The following is a 19,021-nucleotide window of genomic DNA, read 5'->3' as shown; positions in this document are numbered from 1 at the left end:
AATCAGGGCGGCCACCACGAGACGGGGCGCCAGACCTGGGGGCACAGCATGGTGATCGACCCCTGGGGCCGGGTGCTGGCCAGCCTGGACAGCGGGCGCGGCACCGTGCTGGCGCCGCTGGATACTGATCTTATGGACGAACTGCAACGTACCATGCCGGTGCTGGGCCATGCCCGTCTGCTATGAACATGTGCAGGTTCGATTCGCCCTGTGGCAGGGGATCGGACGCTTGCAAACCCCCGATGGTGGGTTGGACGTCCGCTGACGTTTCGCCAAGCGAACCCAGGGTTGGGGATTTAACCGTTACGACATCTCGCATCGAGAGTGGAGAGAAAGATTGAGTCTATTGAGCCAGGTTAGTGCCTCCCTGTTGGCCCCGAACGATCTCGACGAAGGGCGCCTGCAGCAGTTGCTCGGCAGCCTGATGAGCCATCAGGTGGAGTTCGGCGACCTCTATTTCCAGCGCAGCTGGCACGAGTCCTGGATGCTGGAGGACGGCATCGTCAAGGATGGCAGTTACAACATCGATCAGGGGGTCGGGGTGCGCGCGGTCAGCGGCGAGAAGACCGGCTTCGCCTACTCGGACGAGCTGAGCCTGCTGGCGCTGCAACAGTCGGTGACCGCCGCCCGTGGCATCGCGGCCGCCGGTGCGCAGGGCCAGGTGAAGGTGTGGGCCAGAACCTCGGCAAACCTGCTCTACCCGGCGCTGGATCCGCTGCAGACCCTCGACAAGCAGCAGAAGATCGCCCTGCTGGAGCAGATGGACAAGTTCGCCAGAAGCCTGGATCCCGCCATCAATCAGGTGATGGCCTCCATCAGCGGTGTCTATGAAGAGGTGCTGGTGGCCGCCACCGACGGCACCCTGGCCGCCGACGTGCGTCCGCTGGTGCGCCTCTCGGTGACCGTCATCGCCGAAAAGGGCGAGCGTCGCGAACGCGGCAGTGCCGGTGGTGGTGGCCGCTTCGGCTACGACTATTTCCTCGAACTGGACGGGCTGGAGAGCCGGGCGTTTGGCTATGTGCGCGAGGCGGTGCGCCAGGCGCTGGTCAACCTCGATGCCATCGATGCGCCGGCCGGCACCATGCCGGTGGTGCTCGGTGCCGGCTGGCCCGGCGTGCTGCTGCACGAGGCGGTGGGCCACGGTCTGGAGGGGGATTTCAACCGCAAGGGTTCCTCTGCCTTTGCCGGCCGCATCGGTGAGCAGGTGGCCTCCAAACACTGCACCATAGTCGATGACGGCACCCTGCCGGGTCGGCGCGGCTCCGTCTCCATCGACGACGAGGGGACACCGGGCGGCTACAACGTGCTGATCGAGAACGGCATTCTCAAGGGCTATCTGCAGGACAAGCAGAACGCCCGTCTGATGGGCGTGCCGCTCACTGGCAACGGCCGGCGCGAATCCTACGCGGCCCTGCCGATGCCGCGCATGACCAACACCTACATGCTGGCGGGTCAGTACGACCCGGCCGAGATCATCGCCTCGGTGAAGAAGGGGATCTATGCCCCCAACTTCGGCGGCGGTCAGGTGGACATCACCTCTGGCAAGTTTGTCTTCTCCGCCTCCGAGGCCTACCTCATCGAGGATGGCAAGATCACCGCGCCCATCAAGGGGGCGACCCTGATCGGCAACGGCCCCGAGGCGATGAGCCAGGTCTCCATGGTTGGCAAGGATCTCGCGCTGGATCGCGGGGTCGGGGTCTGCGGCAAGGAGGGGCAAAGCGTGCCGGTCGGTGTCGGCCAGCCCACCCTCAAGCTGGATCAGCTCACCGTGGGCGGCACCCAGTAAGGGCAGTGAGCGGCACTCCCGTGATCGCCAAACCCCGGCCAGGTGCCGGGGTTTTGCTATCCGGGATCATGGGAAACAAAAAGCCCCGGCAAGGGCCGGGGCTGCAGATACGGGGCTCGGTCAGTTGACTGAAATGGCGCGGGCGTCGATGAAGAAGCGCGCATTGCCTTGTTGGTCGACCCTGATCTGGGCAACCAGACGATCGCTCTGTTTGTACTCCCACCGGCTCTTGATCCGGGTCAGAGCGGGGCTGGCGGCACCGACCACGTTCAGATATTCATGAAACAGGCTGTAGCTTCCAATCTCGGTCAGCATCTTTTCCATTTGCACATCTCCTGAAGTGAGTGGGTGTCCATCCACAAACCTACCAAGCACACTCTGAATCGAATCTGTATAAAAAACAAACTAACTCATTTGTGTGTCAGCAACATGATCAGGCGCAAGATCAGCGCCGATTTTTGCGCATTTATGACACCGTTTTCAGTCAGGGCTGGCGCGGATCCTGCAGTTGATCAAGGGTGCCGGATACGTGTGGCAACGCGGGTGCCATTTGTACCGTCGGCGCACTGTGGAACACCGGATCCTGGGCCACCTCCTTGATGCCGTTGATGCAGAACTGCATACCCATGCAGACCAGCAAGAAGCCCATGATCCGGGTCATGGCGTCGATGCCGGTGGCGCCCAGGATCTTGCAGACCGGATCCGCCAGCTTGAGCACGCCCCAGCTGAGCAGGCTCATCAGGGCGAAGGCGGTGACCATGGCGGCATAGATGGTGAAGCGGTTGTATTCGTCCGGCAGCTCGGCGATCTGGGCGGCGCCGCTGATCACCAACGCCATGGTGCCGGGCCCGCACATGCTGGGCATGGTGAGCGGCACGAAGGCGATGCTCTGGTTGATGTCGACCCCGTCCGCCTGGCTGGGGGCCGGGAACAGCATGCGAAAGCCGATGAAGGCGATGATGAGACCGCCGGCCAGGCGCAGGCCAGGAATGGAGATCCCGAACAGATCCAGGATGGAGGAGCCGATGAAGAAGCTGACGCAGAGGGTGGCAAACAGATAGATGGCGGCCAGGTTGATCTGGCGGCGCACGTGTTCGCGCGACATCCCCTTGCTCAGCCCCAGCAGCAGGGTGGCCGTGGTGGGCGGGTTGACCATGGGCAGCAGCGCCAGCAAGGCGAGAAATACGACCTGAAAGAACATCATGAACCTCGGATGACTAGGGTGGAGGAGTGTCCCGGGCCATCGAGGGGCCCGAGAGGGAGGCTATCTTATGTCGGTCGGGCTGAACACCAGCCATATGAAAAAATCCCCGCACTGGGCGGGGCTCGGGAGGATTCAGGCGGCCTGTGGCGCGCTCTGGCGCTGACTGCGCTGCTGCAGCCAGAGCCACAGGCCGATGGCAAAGCCCAGCACCGACAGGCTGACCACATAGTGGGAGGGGGCCAGCATGTCGCTCTTCATCCACAGGGTCACCAGCATGGGGGTGAGGCCGCCGAAGATGGCGTAGGCCACGTTGTAGGAGAACGACAACCCGGAGAAGCGCACCACCGCCGGGAAGGCGTTGACCATGACGTAGGGCACGGCGCCGACGATCCCCACCGCGAAACCGGCCAGGACATAGAGCGGCACCAGCTGGCTGGTGTCACTCGCCAGCCCGTGATAGAAGGCGTAGCTGGCGCCGGCCAGCAGCAATGAGCCCAGCATGAAGGTGGGGCCGCTGCCGAGGGCATCGATGAGCCGGCCATAGACGATGCAACCCAGCGTCAGGGCCAGAATGGCCAGCGAGTTGGCGGTCAGTGCATCGGCCGGGCTGATGCCGTGCACCTTCTGCAGGTAGGTGGGGGTCATCAGGATCACCACCACTATGCCGGCGGAGAGCAGCCAGGTGAGCAGCATGGAAATCACGACGCTGCTCTTGTGGCTGCGCAGCACCGTCTTGAGCGGCAGCTCTTCCGCCAGCGCCTTGTTGGCCTGCATCTCGGCAAAGACCGGGGTCTCGTGCAGCCAGCGGCGCAGGTACATGGCGACGATGCCGAACACCCCGCCAAGCACGAAGGCCAGACGCCAGCCCCAGTCGCTCACCTCGCTCGGGCTCATGCCGCGGTTGATGGCGGTGGCCACTAGGGAGCCGAGCAGGATGCCGGCCGTCAATCCCGCGGTGAGGGTGCCGCAGGCGACCCCGATCCGGCGGGCGGGTACGTGCTCCGCGACGAACACCCAGGCGCCGGGCACTTCACCCCCGATGGCGGCCCCTTGCAGGATCCGCAGCAGCAGCAACAGCAGGGGGGCGGCGATGCCAAGCACGGCGTAGGTGGGCAGCAGGCCGATCAGCAGGGTGGGCAGCGCCATCATGATGATGCTCAGGGTGAACATCCGCTTGCGGCCGATGAGATCGCCAAAGTGAGCCATGATGATGCCGCCCAGCGGACGGGCCAGATAGCCGGCGGCGAAGATGCCGAAGGTCTGGAACTGGCGCAACCACTCGGGAATGTCGGCGGGGAAGAAGAGCTCGCCGATCACCACGGCGAAGAAGACGAAGATGATGAAGTCGTAAAATTCGAGGGCACCGCCCAGCGCTGCCAGGCTCAGGGTCTTGTAGTCCTGTCGGTTGAGGGGACGGCTGTGGTCGTAAGCTTGCGTGACTGTCGTCATATCCTTATGTTTCCCATCGTCTTTTTAGTTATTGTTCCCCATCCTTGCAGGGGACACGCTCACTACCGAGGGTATGCTTTTGCATCCCGACCTGTAAATCGCACAATTCGCAACACTGTCTTGCAGCTTTTTGGTGCAGCAAGGCGAGGGTGGGCACCGCGCCCGGGGCGAATGACAACCAAGGTGTGCCGGCTGGCCGCCAGTGCCCGGCCACCGGATTGCTGGAGATATCATGACGAAGACCAAGGTGCTGCTCTCCTGGAGCAGCGGCAAGGACAGCGCCTGGGCGCTGCACACATTGCGGCAGGATCCTGCCATCGAGGTGGTGGGGCTGTTCACCACCCTCAACCAGGCGTTCGAGCGGGTGGCCATGCACGGGGTGCGCAAGCAGTTGCTGCTGGCGCAGGCCGAGTGCGTGGGATTGCCGCTGACCACCATCGACCTGCCCTGGCCCTGCAGCAATGAGGATTACGCCCGCATCATGACCGACTTCATCGCCGACGTGGTGGCGCAAGGGATCCGCCACATGGCGTTCGGCGATCTCTTTCTCGAAGACGTGCGTGCCTATCGGGAGCGGCAGCTGGCGGGGACGGGGATCACGCCGTTGTTTCCGCTGTGGGGCAGCAAGACAGGCGAGCTGGCGCACCAGATGATGGCGGCAGGGCTCAGGGCCAGGATCAGCACCCTGGATCCGCGCAAGCTGCCTGCCACCCTCGGCGGGCATGAGTTTGATGCGGCCTTGCTGGCGGCGCTGCCCGACGGGGTGGACCCGTGCGGCGAGAACGGCGAGTTTCATACCCTGGCCTGGGATGGCCCCATGTTCCGCCAACCGCTGGCCATCCGGACCGGCGAGACGGTGGAGCGGGACGGCTTCGTCTTCACCGATCTGCTGCCCGCCACCACCTAGTCGCGGTTGGCCTCCCGCTCGCCCTTGTCGTCGTTGTAGCGCAGGGCGATCTCGTGGAACTGCTGGTGGATGGAGGCAAAGGCGTCCGTGATGTCGGGGTCGAAGTGGTTGCCCCGCCCCGCCAGTATGATGGGCACCACCTCCTGGTGGGACATGGCGGCCTTGTAGCAGCGCTTGCTGATGAGGGCGTCGTACACGTCGGCCAGCGCCATCAGCCGGGCCGAGAGGGGGATCTCGTCGCCGATCAGACCGTAGGGATAACCGGTGCCGTCCCACTTCTCGTGGTGGTAGCAGGCGATCTCCTTGGCCAGCCGCAGGAATTCCACCTCCACCCCGAGCGCCTCCTCGGCGTGGACGATGGCCTCCTTGCCGAGGATGGAGTGGTGCTTCATCTGGGCAAACTCCTCTTCATCCAGCTTGCCGGGTTTGAGCAGGATGCGGTCCGGTACGCCGACCTTGCCGATGTCGTGCAGGGGGGCCGACTTGAACAGCAGATCTATGGTCTTGGGGGTCAGCTCGGCATGGAAGCGGGGGTGATCGCAGAGGGTCTCCGCCAGCAGCCGCACATAGTGCTGGGTACGCAATATGTGGTTGCCGGTCTCGTTGTCGCGGGTTTCGGCCAGCGAGGCGAGTGAGTGGATGGTGATGTTCTGGATCAGCTCGTTCTCCCGGGTGCGCCGCTCCACCTCCTGCTCCAGATAGGCGTTCTGATCGTGCAGCAGATCCCGCGCTGTTTTCAGCTCCAGGTGGTTTCTGACCCTGGCCAGCACGATGGCGGGGGAGATCGGCTTGTGGATGTAGTCGACGGCCCCGAGTGCCAGGCCGTGCGCCTCCGCGCTCTCCTCCACCTGGGCGGTCAGGAAGATCACCGGGATCTCCCGCGCCTGCGGCATCTCCTGCAGTGCCTGCATCACCTGGTAGCCATCCATCTGGGGCATCACCACGTCGAGCAGGATCAAGTCCACCCGGGGGCCGGTCGATAGGATCTCCAGCGCCCGCTGGCCGCTGATGGCTATCTTGACCCGATAGTGGGGGCTGAGCAGGGCGCTGAGCAGGGAGAGGTTCTCCGGCGTGTCGTCGACCACCAGCAGGGTGGGTTTGGTATCTGGATCCAGCAAGTTGAGCATGATGGTGCCCTCACTCTTGGTTGAACAGATCGGGTCTGAGGGCCCGGACTTGTTGCAGATGAGCCAGTGCATCGTCGAAACGAAAACGGCTCATGGCCTCACCGATGGCTGGCGCTCTCTCCCCCAGCAGGGGAGTGAGCCGGGCCTGATGGCGCTGAAACAGGGTGAAGGCTTCGGCATCATCCTCCAGCAGCAGCCCGGTGAGCCGGTTCAGCAGGGGAGCGGTATCGATCTTCTCCTGTTCTGGCTGCTCGGGTACTTCGTCTGGCAGCAACTGCAGCAGCCCCTGCGCCAGTTGTGCTTGCAGTTGCAGCCCCTGTTCTACCAGTGGCAGCAGAGCGGCAGCCTCGTCGCCCCGGGTGATGGCGTTTTCCAGTGTGGCCGCGATCTCCTGCAATGATTCGGCGCCCAGGGTGGCCGCTATTCCCTTGAGGGTATGGGCATGCCGGTGTGCCTCTTCCCGTTCGTCTGCCTGCAAAGCGGTCAGCAGGCTTGCCATGGGTTGCGTACCCTGCTGGGCGAAGCGCAGCAGCAGATCCTGATACCAGCCCCAGTTGTTCATCAGCCGCTGCAAGGCCCGCTCGGCATTGAGCCCGAGCTCGCACAGCTGTGGCAGCAACGACGATGCCGGGGGCGGTTGCGACGTTTTGAATCTGGCCCCGACCTCGCGGCTGAAGGAGGTTGCCCAGCGTTGCAGGGCGTCATAGAGCTTGTCGGGATCGATAGGCTTGGCGATGTGATCGTCCATGCCGGCGGCGAGGCAGCGCTCGCGATCGCCGGCCATGACGTTGGCGGTCATCGCCAGGATCGGAATGTGTTGCCCGGTTCCCTCCTGCTGGCGCAGTTGCCGGGTGGCGGCCAGCCCATCCATCACCGGCATTTGCATGTCCATCAGGATCAGGTCGTAGAGGGCCTTGGTCGCCATATCCAGGGCGATGGCACCATTGCTGGCCACGCTCACTTTGGCGCCGACCGCCTGCAGCAGCTCCAGCGCCACCTGTTGATTGAGCTCGTTGTCTTCCGCCAGCAGGATCCGCAGACCGTCGAAGCGATAGTGATGGGTCGCCTGATGCTTGAAGGAGAGGGTCGCGGCCTGTTGCCCGAACAGGCCGATGACGGTATCGAACAGCACGGAGGCGCAGACCGGCTTGACCAGTACCCGATCAAAACCGGCAGCATCGGCCTCGCGAAAGATCTCCTCGCGCCCGTAGCCGGTCACCATGACCCGGTAGGGGCGCCGGCCCGCACCTCGGGCGATGAGACGACGCCCCGTCTCGATGCCGTCCAGTCCCGGCATGCGCCAGTCCAGCAGCACCACCTCATAGGGGGTTCCCTGCTGCTCGGCATCCGCGATCATCTGCAGGGCTTGTTGGCCGGACTCTGCAGTGTCCACCACAAAGCTCATGCCGCGCAGCAGGGCGGCCAGTATGGTACGGGCACTGGCGCTGTCGTCGGCCACCAGCATGCGGCGGCCGCGTAGATCCAGGCTCGGCAGATAGCGGGATCTGCGCCTGCCGCGGCCGAGCCTGGCGGTGAACCAGAAGGTGCTGCCCTGGCCCGGCTCGCTCTGCACGCCCACCTCGCCCCCCATCAGGCCCGCCAGCTTGCGGCAAATGGCAAGGCCAAGCCCGGTGCCGCCGTACTTGCGGGTGGTGGAGCTGTCCGCCTGCTGGAAGGACTGGAACAGCCGCTGCTGCTGCTCCTGGCTCATGCCGATCCCGGTATCCTGCACCGAGCAGTGCAGCAGCACCTCCTGCGGCAGCTTCTCCAGACAGCGGACCTTGACCAGGATCTCTCCCTGCTCGGTGAACTTGACCGCGTTGTTGGCGTAGTTGATGAGGATCTGGCCGAGACGCAGGGGATCGCCATAGAGCAGGGTGTCGAGCTGGTGGTCGACCTCGAACAACAGCTCTATGCCCTTGGCTTCTGCCTTTTCACCCACCAGGGTGGCGAGGTTTTCCAGCACGTGGTCGAGATCGAACTCGATCCGTTCCAGATCCAGCTTGCCCGCCTCGATCTTCGAGAAATCCAGGATGTCGTTGATGATGCCGAGCAGGTGCTGCGCGGCACGCTGGATCTTGCTGACATAGTCGAGCTGCTGCGGATCGAGCCGGGTCTGCAGGGCGAGGTGGGACATGCCGAGGATGGCGTTCATGGGGGTGCGGATCTCGTGGCTCATGTTGGCGAGAAATTCGCTTTTGGCCCGGGTCGCGCTCTCCGCCAGTTCATAGGCCTGCTCCAGCTCCTGGTTCTTGGCCTGCATCACTGCAAACAGCTCTTCCCGAGTCGGTTCGGCGAACTGCTGCTGCATCTGTTGTTGCCGCCCGGCATCTGGCCAGTGCGGCAACCGGCAGACCAGGGCGAGGAGATTGTCGGCGTGCACCTCCAGCCGGATGCTGCCCGGATGCATGTCGGCAGGGGCGGGGGAGAGCGGGACATCGGCCGTGAGGGTGAGCCATAGCTCCTGCGCCTCTGGTTCCAGCCACAGCTGCAGTTGCAGTGGATCCGAGGTCGTCATCAGCTGGCGCACCAGCTCTGAGGTTGCCCCTGCCAGCGGGGCAACGAAGGTCGGCGATTTGTCGAGGCAGGTGAGCACCTGGATCACCTTGCGCCGGGCGGTGAGGGCCGCCGCAGGGCCGGACAACAGGGTTTCACCGATCAGTTGCCGCATCTACTTCTCCTCTGCCGGCAGCACGCGCAACACGATGCAGCTGGCATCGTCGGTGCTGCGGCCGCTGTGGGCGATGACCTGGTGGGCCAGCGTGGCGGGCTCGGCGGCAAGATCCAGTGCGCCGTCGCGCAGGTTGAGGGATTCGCTGATGCCGTCCGAGTAGAGCATCACCACGTCTCCGGCGACGAGGGGCTGGCGCTGCAGCAGGGGGGTGGGGAAACGCTCTCCCAGCACCCCGTCGCGGGAGATGCCGCGCCAGGGGTCGTGACCGCGCAGACAGATGCGAGTATTGCCGATGCCGGCATAGCTCAGCTCACCCCGCTCGCCGTTGACCAGCGCCACGCCGGCGGCGGCGCCCCGGGTACCGATGCAGCGCTGGTGCAGCAGTTGCAGCAGACGGGCGGGTTCCTGTTCACGGGTCTGCTGCAACGTCGCCTCCAATATCTGTACCAGCTGGTTGGCAGAGGCGCCGTGACCGCTCACGTCGATCAGGACCAGCGACACCCCCTCGGGCCCCGGCCGGATGAACGCCAGATCGCCGGAGACCCGCTCCGGGTAGCAGGGGCGGTTCTCGCTGGCCCATGCCAGGCCAAGGCCGGCATGCTGCTGCCCCGTGCACGAGAGGGGAGAAACCGGCCTTGGCTCCACGGGGGCCGCACCCAGCCACTTGCGGGCCTGTACCAGGGTACCCCCCTCCGGCGGGGTGCTGATGGTGAGTTCAGACATCATGCGCTGCACGCCGGGCAGACCCAGCCCCAGGGTACCCGAGGTGCTGTAGTGCTCTTGCATGGCTTGATGTATGTCGGGGATGCCGGGGCCCTGATCGCGGGCGATGATGTCGATGCAGGGGCGCCCTCTGGGATGGTGGAGGGTGAGGGTGATCTCCCCCCGTTCGGCATACTTCAGGATGTTGCTGCCAAGCTCGGAGACCACGGTGGAGAGCATGGTGCGATCCACCTCGGAGAGGTCGGCGATGAAGGGGAGGCGACGCACCGCCATCACCGTCAGGTGCAGATCGATGTCGTGACGCAATGGGTAGCGGGCCTGCTGGGTGCTCAGCTCCTGCTCCATGGTGCCTACTCCTCGCCCTTGAGGGTACGGGCATGGGCGAAGGCGTCGTCCATGTCGAGAAAGCAGCGCAGCGGACCCGGCTTGGCGTCGGCCAGTGCCAGGAAGGCGGCGATCCCCGCATTCAGCCCCACCAGCAGGCAGACGGCTCCCAGCAGGCGGCACACCTCGGCCAGTTTGCGAACCTGCCGAAACTCGTGGTGATCGAGCAGCATGACCCCGGAGAAGTCGAGCAGCACCGCGTGCTGGCGCCCCTGCACCAGCCGCAGGGAGAGTGCCTGCGTCAGTTGCTGCATGCCTTCGTCACCGAGGTCTGGCCGCATGCTGACGACGATGCAACCAGCCACGTCGGCGATGCCCAGATCGTTGTTGAGCAACATGGGCGGCGCTCCTAGAGGGTGGATCCGACCCGCTTGAGGGCTATCTCGAACGCATCCCGCAGGGTCGCAGTAGTACGGATGTCACCGACCGAGACACCCAGTTCCACCATGGTACGGGCGATGGCTGGCGAGACGCCGGAGATGATGGCCTCGCACCCCATGAACTGGGTGGCCTTGGTGATCTTGATCAGCTGATTGGCGACCCCGGTGTCCACGGTGGCGACCCCGGCGATGTCCAGCACGAAGACCCGGGCCCGGGTCTCGGCTATCTTGGTCAGCGACTTGTTCATCACGTCGGCGGTGCGCATGGAGTCGATGATCCCCACCAGCGGCAACAGCAGGATCCCGTCCCAGATGGGGGTCACCGGGGTCGACATCTCCTGCAGCGACTTGTGCAGCTCCTCGCGTACCCTGGCGGCCTCTTCGGCCTCCTCCATGGCGCGCTTGAGCTGGTGATGCTGCTCCACCTGAGCCGTGATGTCGGTGGCAAACTTGACGATCTTGCTGGGTTTGCCGGTCAGATCCAGCACCGGGTTGTAGGATCCCTGGATCCAGACCTCCTGCCCCTGCTTGCCGATCCGGCAGAACTCTCCCGCCAGGTATTCGCCGCGGCGCAGGGTCTCCCAGAAGGCGCCATAATCGGCCGACTGGGCATAATCAGGGTCAACCAGCAGCCTGTGGTGTTTGCCTTTCAGCTCATCCAGCTGATAACCCACGATCTCGAGAAAGCGCGGGTTGGCATCGAGAATGGTGCCATCCAGCGAGAACTCCACCTTGCCCATGACCCGGCTCAGGGCGTTGAGCTGCCCCTCGAAGTTGGCGTTGAGCTGTTTCTGCTCGGTCAGGTCCATGCTGTATTCGATGATCCGGCTCAGCGCGCCCTGCTCGTCCAGCAGGGGGCTACAACTGCCCCGCAGCCAGATGTCCCGGCCGTGCCGATCCAGCCGGTGAAACTCTCCCTCCTGCTCCCTGCCCGCCTTCAACGCCTCCCAGTGGGCGGTATGAGCAGGCGAGTCGAGCACGTCGTGCGGCAACAGCATGGCGTAATGCTGGCCCTTGAGCTCGCTTAGCTGATAGCCCATGATGGCGAGAAAACGCGGGTTGGCGTCCAGGATCTGCCCGTCAGGAGAGAGTTCGAGTCTGGCCATCAGCTGGTCGATGGCATCGAGCCTGGCCTGGGGTGAAGAGGGAGTCGCTGTGTTCGGGTGGGCAACGGCGGTGTGCACGTCCATGGCATCTCCAATAAAAGGCGCAATTGACTTGAATGTCACTAGAAAGCGTACAGCAGTTATAGCCCACCGGGGCGAGAGCGTGGGACAAGAAGTGCCGAAAGAACCTGTCTGCGGGTGGGCCCTGGGCCTGGGGGCTTCGTCATGAACCTCCTGTATCGCGACTACCCCCAGGGGGCACTCACGTCCCTTCACTGTCACGACGGCCCGCAGTTTTGCTACCTGCATCGGGGCGGCGGCGTGATCAGCAGTCAGGCGACAGGCGTGCTGCTGGTGGCGGGTCAGCTCTGTCTGATCCCGGCCGGACTTGCCCATGAGTTCAGGGTGCTGCGCCACTCCCAACTCAGTCTGGTCTATCTGGATGACCTGGATGGAGGAGGCGAGTTGACGACCCGCCAGGTGAGCCCGCTGCTGGCCGGCCTGTTCGAGCGGTTGGCAGACATGGCGGAGCCGGGCCTCAGGGATGCCTATCTGACGGTACTGGCAGCCGAACTGAGACAAACGCCGGCGGCGGCCGGATTCATGCTGAGCGCGACGTTGGACGTGCGGCTGCTGCGGGTGCTGGAGCGGGTCTGCAGGCGCCCTTCCATCGAATACGGGTTGGCGGAGCTGGCTGCCGATTCAGGTGCCTCGGTGCGCACCCTCAACCGGCTGTTCAGTCAGCAATTGGGCTGCAGCTTTCGACAATGGCGGCAACAGGTGGTGATGGGGCGAGCCCGCCAGTTGCAGCAACAGGGCCAGCCGCTGTCGCGGATAGCCCTTGAACTGGGGTACGGGGATTTCAGCGCCTTTTCTCACGCCTTCAATCGTTGCTTGCGGGAACCGACGGGGCCGTGAGACGGGAGCCGAGATCCCGGTCGGTCGGCTCCCCCGCCAGCAGGCAGGTCAGCTCATCGGTGTGACTCAGGCGCTCGCCCTGAAAGGTAAACAGGGCGCTCACCTTGCACTCGACCCGTGCGCCGTCGTGACGCCAGGCCCGCACCCGATGCAGGGAGTGCACCCGGTTTCCCTCTGCCAGCAGCGAAACAAAACGGATCTCGCAGCGGGCCAGGCTCTGGCGCAGGGCCAGCAGGTGTTGTTCGAAGGCGGCGCGATCCAGCCGCTGCTCATCCACCAGCTGGACATAGTCCGGGCAGAACCAGTGATCGAGTTCGGCCGGGGTGAAATCGGGGTCGCAGATGACCCGGTTGAGGCAGGCTTGCAGCCGTTGCTTGTAATCCATGATGGGCTCCTGAGTGGATGGGAGCGGCCAGTATGGGGCCTGTGGTCTGCTTCGGCCTTGGCGTCTACGCCATCCTGTTTGGCGATTGCGCCAAGATGGGGGCTTGCGGTAGTGATGCGTGCCACCTGGCCCTGTTTTGTGGCTGGTTTCACGGTTTTCGGTGGCGGCATGGGGCAGGATCGGCCCCCTGTTTCCTTCATGTGACGAGTCGTATCATGTCCGCATTGCCCCGTTTTGCCCTGCTTGCCTCCCTGGTTGCCGCCAGCCTGACCCTGCCTGCCGTGGCCGTCGAAGCTCCGGCCAGCCCTGTCGGTGTCACTGCGGTGACCCTGTCCCAGCAGGCGCCCATTCACTGGGTGTCGGTGGCGCAGATTGCCAGGAGCCTGGATGGGTTGCCGCCGATGGCGGTCGGTTTTGACATCGACGACACCCTGCTCTTCTCCAGCCCGGGGTTTTATCGCGGCAAGCAGGAGTTCTCCCCCAACGACGAGAGCTACCTGAAGAACCCCGCCTTCTGGGAGAAGATGAACAACGGTTGGGACGCCTTCAGCGTGCCGAAAGAGGTGGGCAAGGCGCTCATCGCCATGCACCTCCAGCGCGGCGATCACATCTATTTCGTTACCGGCCGTTCGGCCACCAGGACCGAGACCGTCAGCCAGACCCTGCAGCAGACCATGAACATTCCGGCCGACCAGCTCAACCCGGTGATCTTCGCCGGTGACCAGCCGGGCCAGAACACCAAGGTGCAGTGGCTCAAGGAGAAGCAGATGAAGGTCTTCTACGGCGATGCCGATGGCGACATCAAGGCCGCGCAGGAGATCGGTATTCGCGGCATCCGGCTGCTGCGCGCGGCCAACTCCACCTACCGGCCGCTGCCGCTGGCTGGCGCGTTAGGGGAGGAGGTGATCGTCAACTCCCAGTACTGATGTTCATCCCTGCATGAGAAAAGGGGCCGGATCCTGTCAGGATCCGGCCCCTTTTTTGGGTGTCTAGCGGGCGGCGAAGGTGTTGCAGCTGGCGGGCTTGCCGCTGTCAAAGCCGCGCTTGAACCAGGCGTAGCGCTGGGCCGAGCTGCCGTGGGTGAAGCTGTCCGGGATCACCCGGCCCTGGCTCTGCTGCTGCAGACGATCGTCGCCGATGGCCTGGGCGGCGTTGAGCGCCTCCTCCAGATCACCGGTTTCCAGCACCTGTTCCCGCTCCATGTAGTGGCCCCAGACACCGGCAAAACAGTCGGCCTGCAACTCGAGTTTGACCGATAGCTTGTTCTGCTCGGCCCGGCTCAGCCCCTGCTGCTGTTCACGCATCTTGCGCTCGATGCCGAGCAGGTTCTGCACGTGGTGGCCCACCTCGTGCGCCACCACGTAGCCCTGGGCGAAGTCGCCGTCGGCTCCCAGCTTGTCGCGCATCTCCTGATAGAAGGAGAGATCGATGTAGACGGTGCGATCCGCCGGGCAGTAGAAAGGCCCCATCACCGACTGACCCTGGCCGCAGCCGGTACGGGTTGCACCGCGATAGAGCACCAGTTTGGGGGCCTGATAGCGGTTGCCGCTCTGCTGGAAGATCTCGCCCCAGGCATCCTCGGTGGAGGCGAGCATCACCGAAGTGAACCTGGCGAGGGGATCCTTGGCCGGCTGAGACATCTCCTGACGCTGGGGCGGGGTCTGGGATGCCGGCTCGTTGAGCAGGGGGGAGAGATCCACCCCGTAATAGCCGGCCACCATGACCACCACCAGCAGGATCAGACGCCCCTTGCCGCCGATGGGGAGCCCGCCACCGCCCCCCTGCTGGCGTCTGTCTTCCACATTGTTGCTCTCGCGGCGATCTTGCCAGCGCATATGCTTGCTCCCCTGCTGTCCGGTGGCAGTAATGATAATGGCTGGCGGGACGGCTTGCCTAACGGGAGCAGGCCGGCGGTCGGGTTGCCGCCGGCGGGCAAGAAGGTTTATTCGGCCCAGGGCATCTCGGGCAGGGAGTCCAGAAACTGGCCGTAGCGCTCGAGGTTGAAGGGGCCCTGATCCGCTTCCATCGCCATCAGCTCGGCCCCCAGGGCGCAGGCGATATACTGCAGCGCCTCCTCGCGCGGGGTGCCCTTCATCACCAGCCGCATCAGGGTAGCCTTGACCTGCAGCGGGTGGCCGTCGCTGAGCTGGTTGTCGACCATCTCCAGCAGGGTTTGCTCGTCGAAGAACTCGGTGGGTTCGCTCATGTGCTGTGCCTCGTCATGTCATAAGGGATGCCAGTATAGCGATATAGCTATTAACACATTGAAATATTTCGATAAAAACATTTCGGTATGGGCTGTTTTTGTTACTCATAATTAATGTGGGTTTGCGGTCTGCAAACGACAAGCATCATAAAATCGCATGGACGGATACCAATATGCCCACCATAGACTCGCTGTTATCCAAGCCCCAGAACCTGCCCAACGTGCCCGAAGTCATGCGCGAACTGGTGCAGACCTTCAATGAGAAAGAACCGGATATCCTGTTGATTGCCAAGAAGATCAACAAGGATCCGGTGATCTCCGCCAAGCTGCTGCGGCTGGCCAACTCCGCCAAGTTTGGTGGCAGTCGCCAGGTCGCCACCGTCAACGAGGCCGTGGTGCGGCTCGGGGTCGACGTGGTGCGCAACATGGTGTTCGCCTGCGGCCTGACCGGCTCCATCGGTGCCGTGCCCGGCATCGAGCTCAAGCATTTCTGGGGCAAGGTGTTCGACGTGGCCGAACTGGCCAGGCGGCTGGCCAAGCTCAAGGGCATGAAGGGGGAAGAGGTGTTCACCTGCGCCCTGCTCTACGACATGGGGCGGCTCATCATGCACGTGGGGCTGCCGGAGAACATGGTGAACCACATCAAGGATCTGGAACCCAGCAAGGGACGCGCCAAGGCCGAGGAGCTGGTGGTTGGCTTCAACTACGCCCAGGCCGGGGCCGAGATGGCCAGGCGCTGGCAATTCCCCCTGAGCATCTGCCATGCGGTTGAGTACCACTACAACCCCTTGCTGGCCAAGGAGTTCTCTGCCGAGGCTGCGATCATCCATCTGGCCATCGTGTTGGCGGCCCAGTCCGATGTGGGGGAGGCGGCACCACCCGAGTGGCCAACCCAGGTGGCCGAGCGGCTCGGCCTCTCGTGGCCAGATTGCGCCGCCGTGTTCGTCGCGCTGCGCGAGCAGGGCAACGGCTATGCCGGCTTGCTGGCGGCCTGACGCTACCCATTTCATCTAACAGGGCCGCACCGCGGCCCTTTTTCATGGTGACGGCCTTGCCAATGAGCGGTTGCGGGGGCAGTCTTGGGGCCTGTCTCTTCTAAGCGAGCCCTTGCCATGATCCTCTCCGAGCGCCTGGAACTGCGTGAACTGGCGGTTGCCGATGCCCCCTTCATTCTCGAACTGCTCAACGATCCCGACTTTCACCGCTACATCGGCGAGCGGGGTATCCGCACCCTGCAGGATGCTGAAAACTACATCCAGCAGGGGCCGGCGGTCAGCTATGCCCGTCACGGTCACGGTCTCTACCTGGTGGCAAGGCGCAGCGACGGCGCCAAGCTCGGCATCTGCGGCCTGATCAAGCGCGATACCCTGCCTTGTGAAGACATAGGCTACGCCTTCCTGCCCGCCTGGCGCGGTCAGGGTTATGGCATCGAAGCGGCGCAGGCGGTGCTGCAGGATGGTCGGGAGCGGCTCGGCATCGAGCGAGTGGTAGCCATCGTCACCCCGGGCAACGCGCGTTCGGTGGCGCTGCTGGCCAAGCTGGGGTTGGTGCAGAGCCGGTTGGTCAAACTGGCCGAGGATGCGGATGAGTGTCTGTTGCTAGAGGCTGAAGGGGTAGAGGCTTGCCCGATCTGAGGGGCTGCGGCATGGCTGGCAGGATATCAGCAGAGCCGGGGGAGTGAGGCAAAGAGGCCGCCGTGAGTTGCGGCCTGTCTGCATCGGGCGCTGCCGGTGGGCAGGCAGGATCAGTTGAGCTCTTCGATGGAGAACTCGCCGGCAATGCCGTCACAGGAGACGGCGAAGCCGCCGCTGAAACGGGTGCTGAACTGGATCAGAAACGCATCATAGTCGTGCTCTTGCACGGGCAGGTTGATGGGCTTGCTGCGACGCAGGGGTTTGCGAGTTTGTACGCTTTTCATCATGGTATTTCTCTATATAAATTAAGTGTTTGCTCCTTGTATTGGCAAATGTCAGGTCGATGGGCGCGGCCAGCCGTAGGCTGACGGGCGCGCAGGAATACCCAGCCCGGTTCAGGGGCGTCTGCACTTTCAAGGAATGCGCCAAGGACCACGCGGATGCATGATGCTACTTGGGAGTGGGCAGATCGGGTCTGCACCGTGAGAGCCGGGCAACGCAGGCAGACAGCCTGAACGGTTCTCAGGGCGAGTAAATCAGAAGAAGGTTATGCGGGTACTGACAGGATTCATCGTGAGGTGAAGCATTGCAGGGCAAACATAAACAGGGCTGATTAACTAGCCGGCGCGCATTCTCTCCTCGATATGCGTAAAAAGCAAACAGTTATTTGCAGTTTTTCCTTCAAGGCCGTCTGGCGGCCACAAAAAGGGCTCCCTAAGGAGCCCTTTTTTCATCATCCGTTGATCTCAGCCGATGGCTCAGTAGTCGCCGCAGGCCTTCTTGGCAGCGGTGATCATGGGGGTGATGGTCATGCCCTGTACCACGATGGAGAACATCACCACCGAGTAGGTCATCACCAGGATGACCTGCCGCAGGTCGACGCCGTGCTCCGGCAGCATCATGACGCCGGACGGCAGTGCCAGCGCCATCGCCATGGCCAGACCGCCGCGCAGACCGCCCCAGGTGAGGATCCGCACCGAGAACTTGTTGTAGCTGCGGAACTTGCGGAAGGCCACATAGGGCAGCGACACGCTGATGAAGCGTGCGGCGAGGCAGAGCGGCACCGCGATGACCAGCAGGATCCAGTCTTGCCAGGCCAGATCCAGCAGCACCAGCGCCAGACCGATCAGCAGGAACAGCAGGGCGTTGAGGAACTGGTCCATCAACTCCCAGAAGTGATCCAGGTGATGGCTGCTCTGTTCGGAGAAGCCGCTGTGACGGGTCCAGTTGCCGATCATGATGCCGGTCACCACCATGGCCAGAGCGCCGGAGACGCCGATCATGTTGGCGAAGGCGAAGCCGGCGGTCGGGATGCAGAGGGTCAGCAGCAGCTCCAGCGAGCCGTCATCGGTGGCGCTGATCATCACGTGAGCGATGAGACCCAGCACGGCACCGAACAGGATGCCGCCGAGGGCCTCATGCAGGAACAGGCCGGCCACGCTGCCGAAGGTGGGCTCGACGCCGCCAAAGGCCACGGCAAACACGGTGGCGAAGATGACGAGGCCAACACCGTCGTTGAACAGCGACTCCCCCTCGATCTGGATGGCGATCTGGGGTGGTGCCTTCATCTTCTTGACGATGGCCAGCACGGCGATGGGGTCGGTGGGGGAGATCAGGGCACCGAACAACATGCAGTAGACCAGCGGCACGTCCCAACCCAGCAGCTTGGCGATGAACCAGAAGCCATAGCCGATGAGGAAGGTGGAGAGCAGGGTCGCCAATATGGCCAGAATGGTGATTTCCCACTTCTGGCTGCGCAGGGCTTTCAGGTTGATCCCGAGACCACCGGCGAACAGCAGGAAGCCCAGGATCCCCTTCAGCAGGAAATTCTGGAAGTCGATGCTCTCCATGGTCTTGACGGCCAGGGGTTCCAGATTGAACCAGCCCAGCTTACCGAACAGCACCATCAGCGCGGAGATCAGCATGGAGCCCGCAGTGATGGCGATGGTGGTCTGGATCTTCACAACATACTGATTGGCAAAGGCGATAAAGATCGCCAACGCTGCCAGGAAGCAGAGTGTGTAGTAGACGCTCATAGTTATTTTTCTCTTTAGTAAACAGCAAGCACGTATCCCTATTGAGGACGGGCATAGGGTACTCTTGGGTCACATGTTACTCATTACCCATTTGTGAGTATA

Annotated in this window: 20 protein-coding genes; 7 read left to right on the top strand and 13 right to left on the bottom strand. The window is 63.5% G+C overall.

Translation table 11 applies throughout. The annotated features are described in order from the left end of the window. Together AB5Y94_RS09885 and tldD are read left to right on the top strand one after the other, a co-directional pair. Positions 1-186 (top strand): nitrilase-related carbon-nitrogen hydrolase (locus AB5Y94_RS09885; RefSeq protein ID WP_368205426.1); only part of this gene is annotated, 186 nt, incomplete at its 5' end. A 151-nt stretch (positions 187-337) separates the two neighbouring features. Beyond that, entirely contained in the window at positions 338-1,786 is a 1,449-nt protein-coding gene (gene tldD / locus AB5Y94_RS09880; protein WP_368205425.1) for a metalloprotease TldD, read from the top strand. Positions 1,787-1,906: 120 nt separating this feature from the next. Here the strand turns inward: tldD and AB5Y94_RS09875 are convergent, their stop codons facing one another. The 3 genes from AB5Y94_RS09875 to AB5Y94_RS09865 form a co-directional block, all read right to left on the bottom strand. After that, complete coding sequence (locus AB5Y94_RS09875) at positions 1,907-2,110, bottom strand: hypothetical protein (RefSeq protein ID WP_005308127.1); 204 nt, start codon at positions 2,108-2,110, stop codon at positions 1,907-1,909. A 160-nt stretch (positions 2,111-2,270) separates the two neighbouring features. Next, a complete protein-coding gene (locus tag AB5Y94_RS09870; RefSeq protein ID WP_167385282.1) occupies positions 2,271-2,987 on the bottom strand; it encodes a MarC family NAAT transporter in 717 nt (238 codons plus the stop codon). Positions 2,988-3,122: 135 nt separating this feature from the next. Next, a complete protein-coding gene (locus tag AB5Y94_RS09865) occupies positions 3,123-4,439 on the bottom strand; it encodes an MFS transporter (protein ID WP_005308131.1) in 1,317 nt (438 codons plus the stop codon). Between the two features lie 232 nt (positions 4,440-4,671). Here AB5Y94_RS09865 and AB5Y94_RS09860 point away from each other — a divergent pair, with 232 nt between their 5' ends. Next, on the top strand, positions 4,672-5,346 hold the full coding sequence (locus AB5Y94_RS09860) for an adenine nucleotide alpha hydrolase (RefSeq protein WP_201882110.1): 675 nt from the start codon (positions 4,672-4,674) through the stop codon (positions 5,344-5,346). Here the strand turns inward: AB5Y94_RS09860 and AB5Y94_RS09855 are convergent. Genes AB5Y94_RS09855 through AB5Y94_RS09835 form a run of 5 tightly spaced genes read right to left on the bottom strand, consistent with a single transcriptional unit; the run spans position 5,343 to position 11,824 of the window. After that, complete coding sequence (locus tag AB5Y94_RS09855; protein ID WP_019840512.1) at positions 5,343-6,545, bottom strand: HD-GYP domain-containing protein; 1,203 nt, start codon at positions 6,543-6,545, stop codon at positions 5,343-5,345. The genes AB5Y94_RS09860 and AB5Y94_RS09855 overlap by 4 nt on opposite strands. Beyond that, the gene (locus tag AB5Y94_RS09850; protein ID WP_201882109.1) at positions 6,484-9,144 is read right to left on the bottom strand and encodes a response regulator; all 2,661 of its coding nucleotides are present in this window, start codon (positions 9,142-9,144) and stop codon (positions 6,484-6,486) included. Before AB5Y94_RS09850 ends, AB5Y94_RS09855 begins: the two co-directional genes overlap by 62 nt. Beyond that, entirely contained in the window at positions 9,145-10,215 is a 1,071-nt protein-coding gene (locus AB5Y94_RS09845) for an ATP-binding SpoIIE family protein phosphatase (protein WP_043170671.1), read from the bottom strand. It abuts the gene before it with no gap. A 5-nt stretch (positions 10,216-10,220) separates the two neighbouring features. Then, entirely contained in the window at positions 10,221-10,592 is a 372-nt protein-coding gene (locus AB5Y94_RS09840; protein WP_043170672.1) for an anti-anti-sigma regulatory factor, read from the bottom strand. 11 nt (positions 10,593-10,603) lie between these two features. Continuing rightward, complete coding sequence (locus tag AB5Y94_RS09835) at positions 10,604-11,824, bottom strand: PAS domain-containing protein (RefSeq protein WP_026141943.1); 1,221 nt, start codon at positions 11,822-11,824, stop codon at positions 10,604-10,606. 141 nt (positions 11,825-11,965) lie between these two features. Between AB5Y94_RS09835 and AB5Y94_RS09830 the strand changes: the two genes are divergently transcribed. Further along, entirely contained in the window at positions 11,966-12,658 is a 693-nt protein-coding gene (locus AB5Y94_RS09830) for an AraC family transcriptional regulator (protein WP_139726135.1), read from the top strand. Here the strand turns inward: AB5Y94_RS09830 and AB5Y94_RS09825 are convergent. After that, complete coding sequence (locus tag AB5Y94_RS09825) at positions 12,624-13,043, bottom strand: nuclear transport factor 2 family protein (RefSeq protein WP_139726134.1); 420 nt, start codon at positions 13,041-13,043, stop codon at positions 12,624-12,626. The two genes, AB5Y94_RS09830 and AB5Y94_RS09825, sit on opposite strands and share 35 nt — an antisense overlap. A 215-nt stretch (positions 13,044-13,258) precedes the next feature. Between AB5Y94_RS09825 and aphA the strand changes: the two genes are divergently transcribed. Next, a complete protein-coding gene (gene aphA, locus AB5Y94_RS09820; RefSeq protein WP_024942699.1) occupies positions 13,259-13,969 on the top strand; it encodes an acid phosphatase AphA in 711 nt (236 codons plus the stop codon). 63 nt (positions 13,970-14,032) lie between these two features. Here the strand turns inward: aphA and AB5Y94_RS09815 are convergent, their stop codons facing one another. After that, positions 14,033-14,878, bottom strand: coding sequence for a neutral zinc metallopeptidase (locus tag AB5Y94_RS09815; protein ID WP_054543934.1), 846 nt, complete (start codon positions 14,876-14,878; stop codon positions 14,033-14,035). A 107-nt stretch (positions 14,879-14,985) separates the two neighbouring features. Beyond that, entirely contained in the window at positions 14,986-15,249 is a 264-nt protein-coding gene (locus AB5Y94_RS09810; RefSeq protein ID WP_005308154.1) for a hypothetical protein, read from the bottom strand. 173 nt (positions 15,250-15,422) lie between these two features. Here AB5Y94_RS09810 and AB5Y94_RS09805 point away from each other — a divergent pair, with 173 nt between their 5' ends. Together AB5Y94_RS09805 and AB5Y94_RS09800 are read left to right on the top strand one after the other, a co-directional pair. Continuing rightward, on the top strand, positions 15,423-16,244 hold the full coding sequence (locus tag AB5Y94_RS09805; RefSeq protein WP_368205424.1) for an HDOD domain-containing protein: 822 nt from the start codon (positions 15,423-15,425) through the stop codon (positions 16,242-16,244). Between the two features lie 117 nt (positions 16,245-16,361). Then, a complete protein-coding gene (locus AB5Y94_RS09800; RefSeq protein ID WP_368205423.1) occupies positions 16,362-16,883 on the top strand; it encodes a GNAT family N-acetyltransferase in 522 nt (173 codons plus the stop codon). Positions 16,884-16,993: 110 nt separating this feature from the next. On the opposite strand, the gene AB5Y94_RS09795 is transcribed toward AB5Y94_RS09800, so the two are convergent. Both AB5Y94_RS09795 and AB5Y94_RS09790 read right to left on the bottom strand, forming a co-directional pair. Further along, the gene (locus AB5Y94_RS09795; protein WP_162518816.1) at positions 16,994-17,167 is read right to left on the bottom strand and encodes a hypothetical protein; all 174 of its coding nucleotides are present in this window, start codon (positions 17,165-17,167) and stop codon (positions 16,994-16,996) included. A gap of 474 nt (positions 17,168-17,641) precedes the next feature. Next, entirely contained in the window at positions 17,642-18,919 is a 1,278-nt protein-coding gene (locus tag AB5Y94_RS09790; protein ID WP_005308162.1) for a sodium:proton antiporter, read from the bottom strand. Between the last annotated feature and the right edge of the window lie 102 nt (positions 18,920-19,021).

Origin of the sequence: Aeromonas sp. s5 (assembly GCF_040907865.1) — a bacterium.
Taxonomy (GTDB): Bacteria; Pseudomonadota; Gammaproteobacteria; order Enterobacterales; family Aeromonadaceae; genus Aeromonas; species Aeromonas dhakensis.
This window is presented reverse-complemented; position numbering and strand designations above follow the sequence as displayed.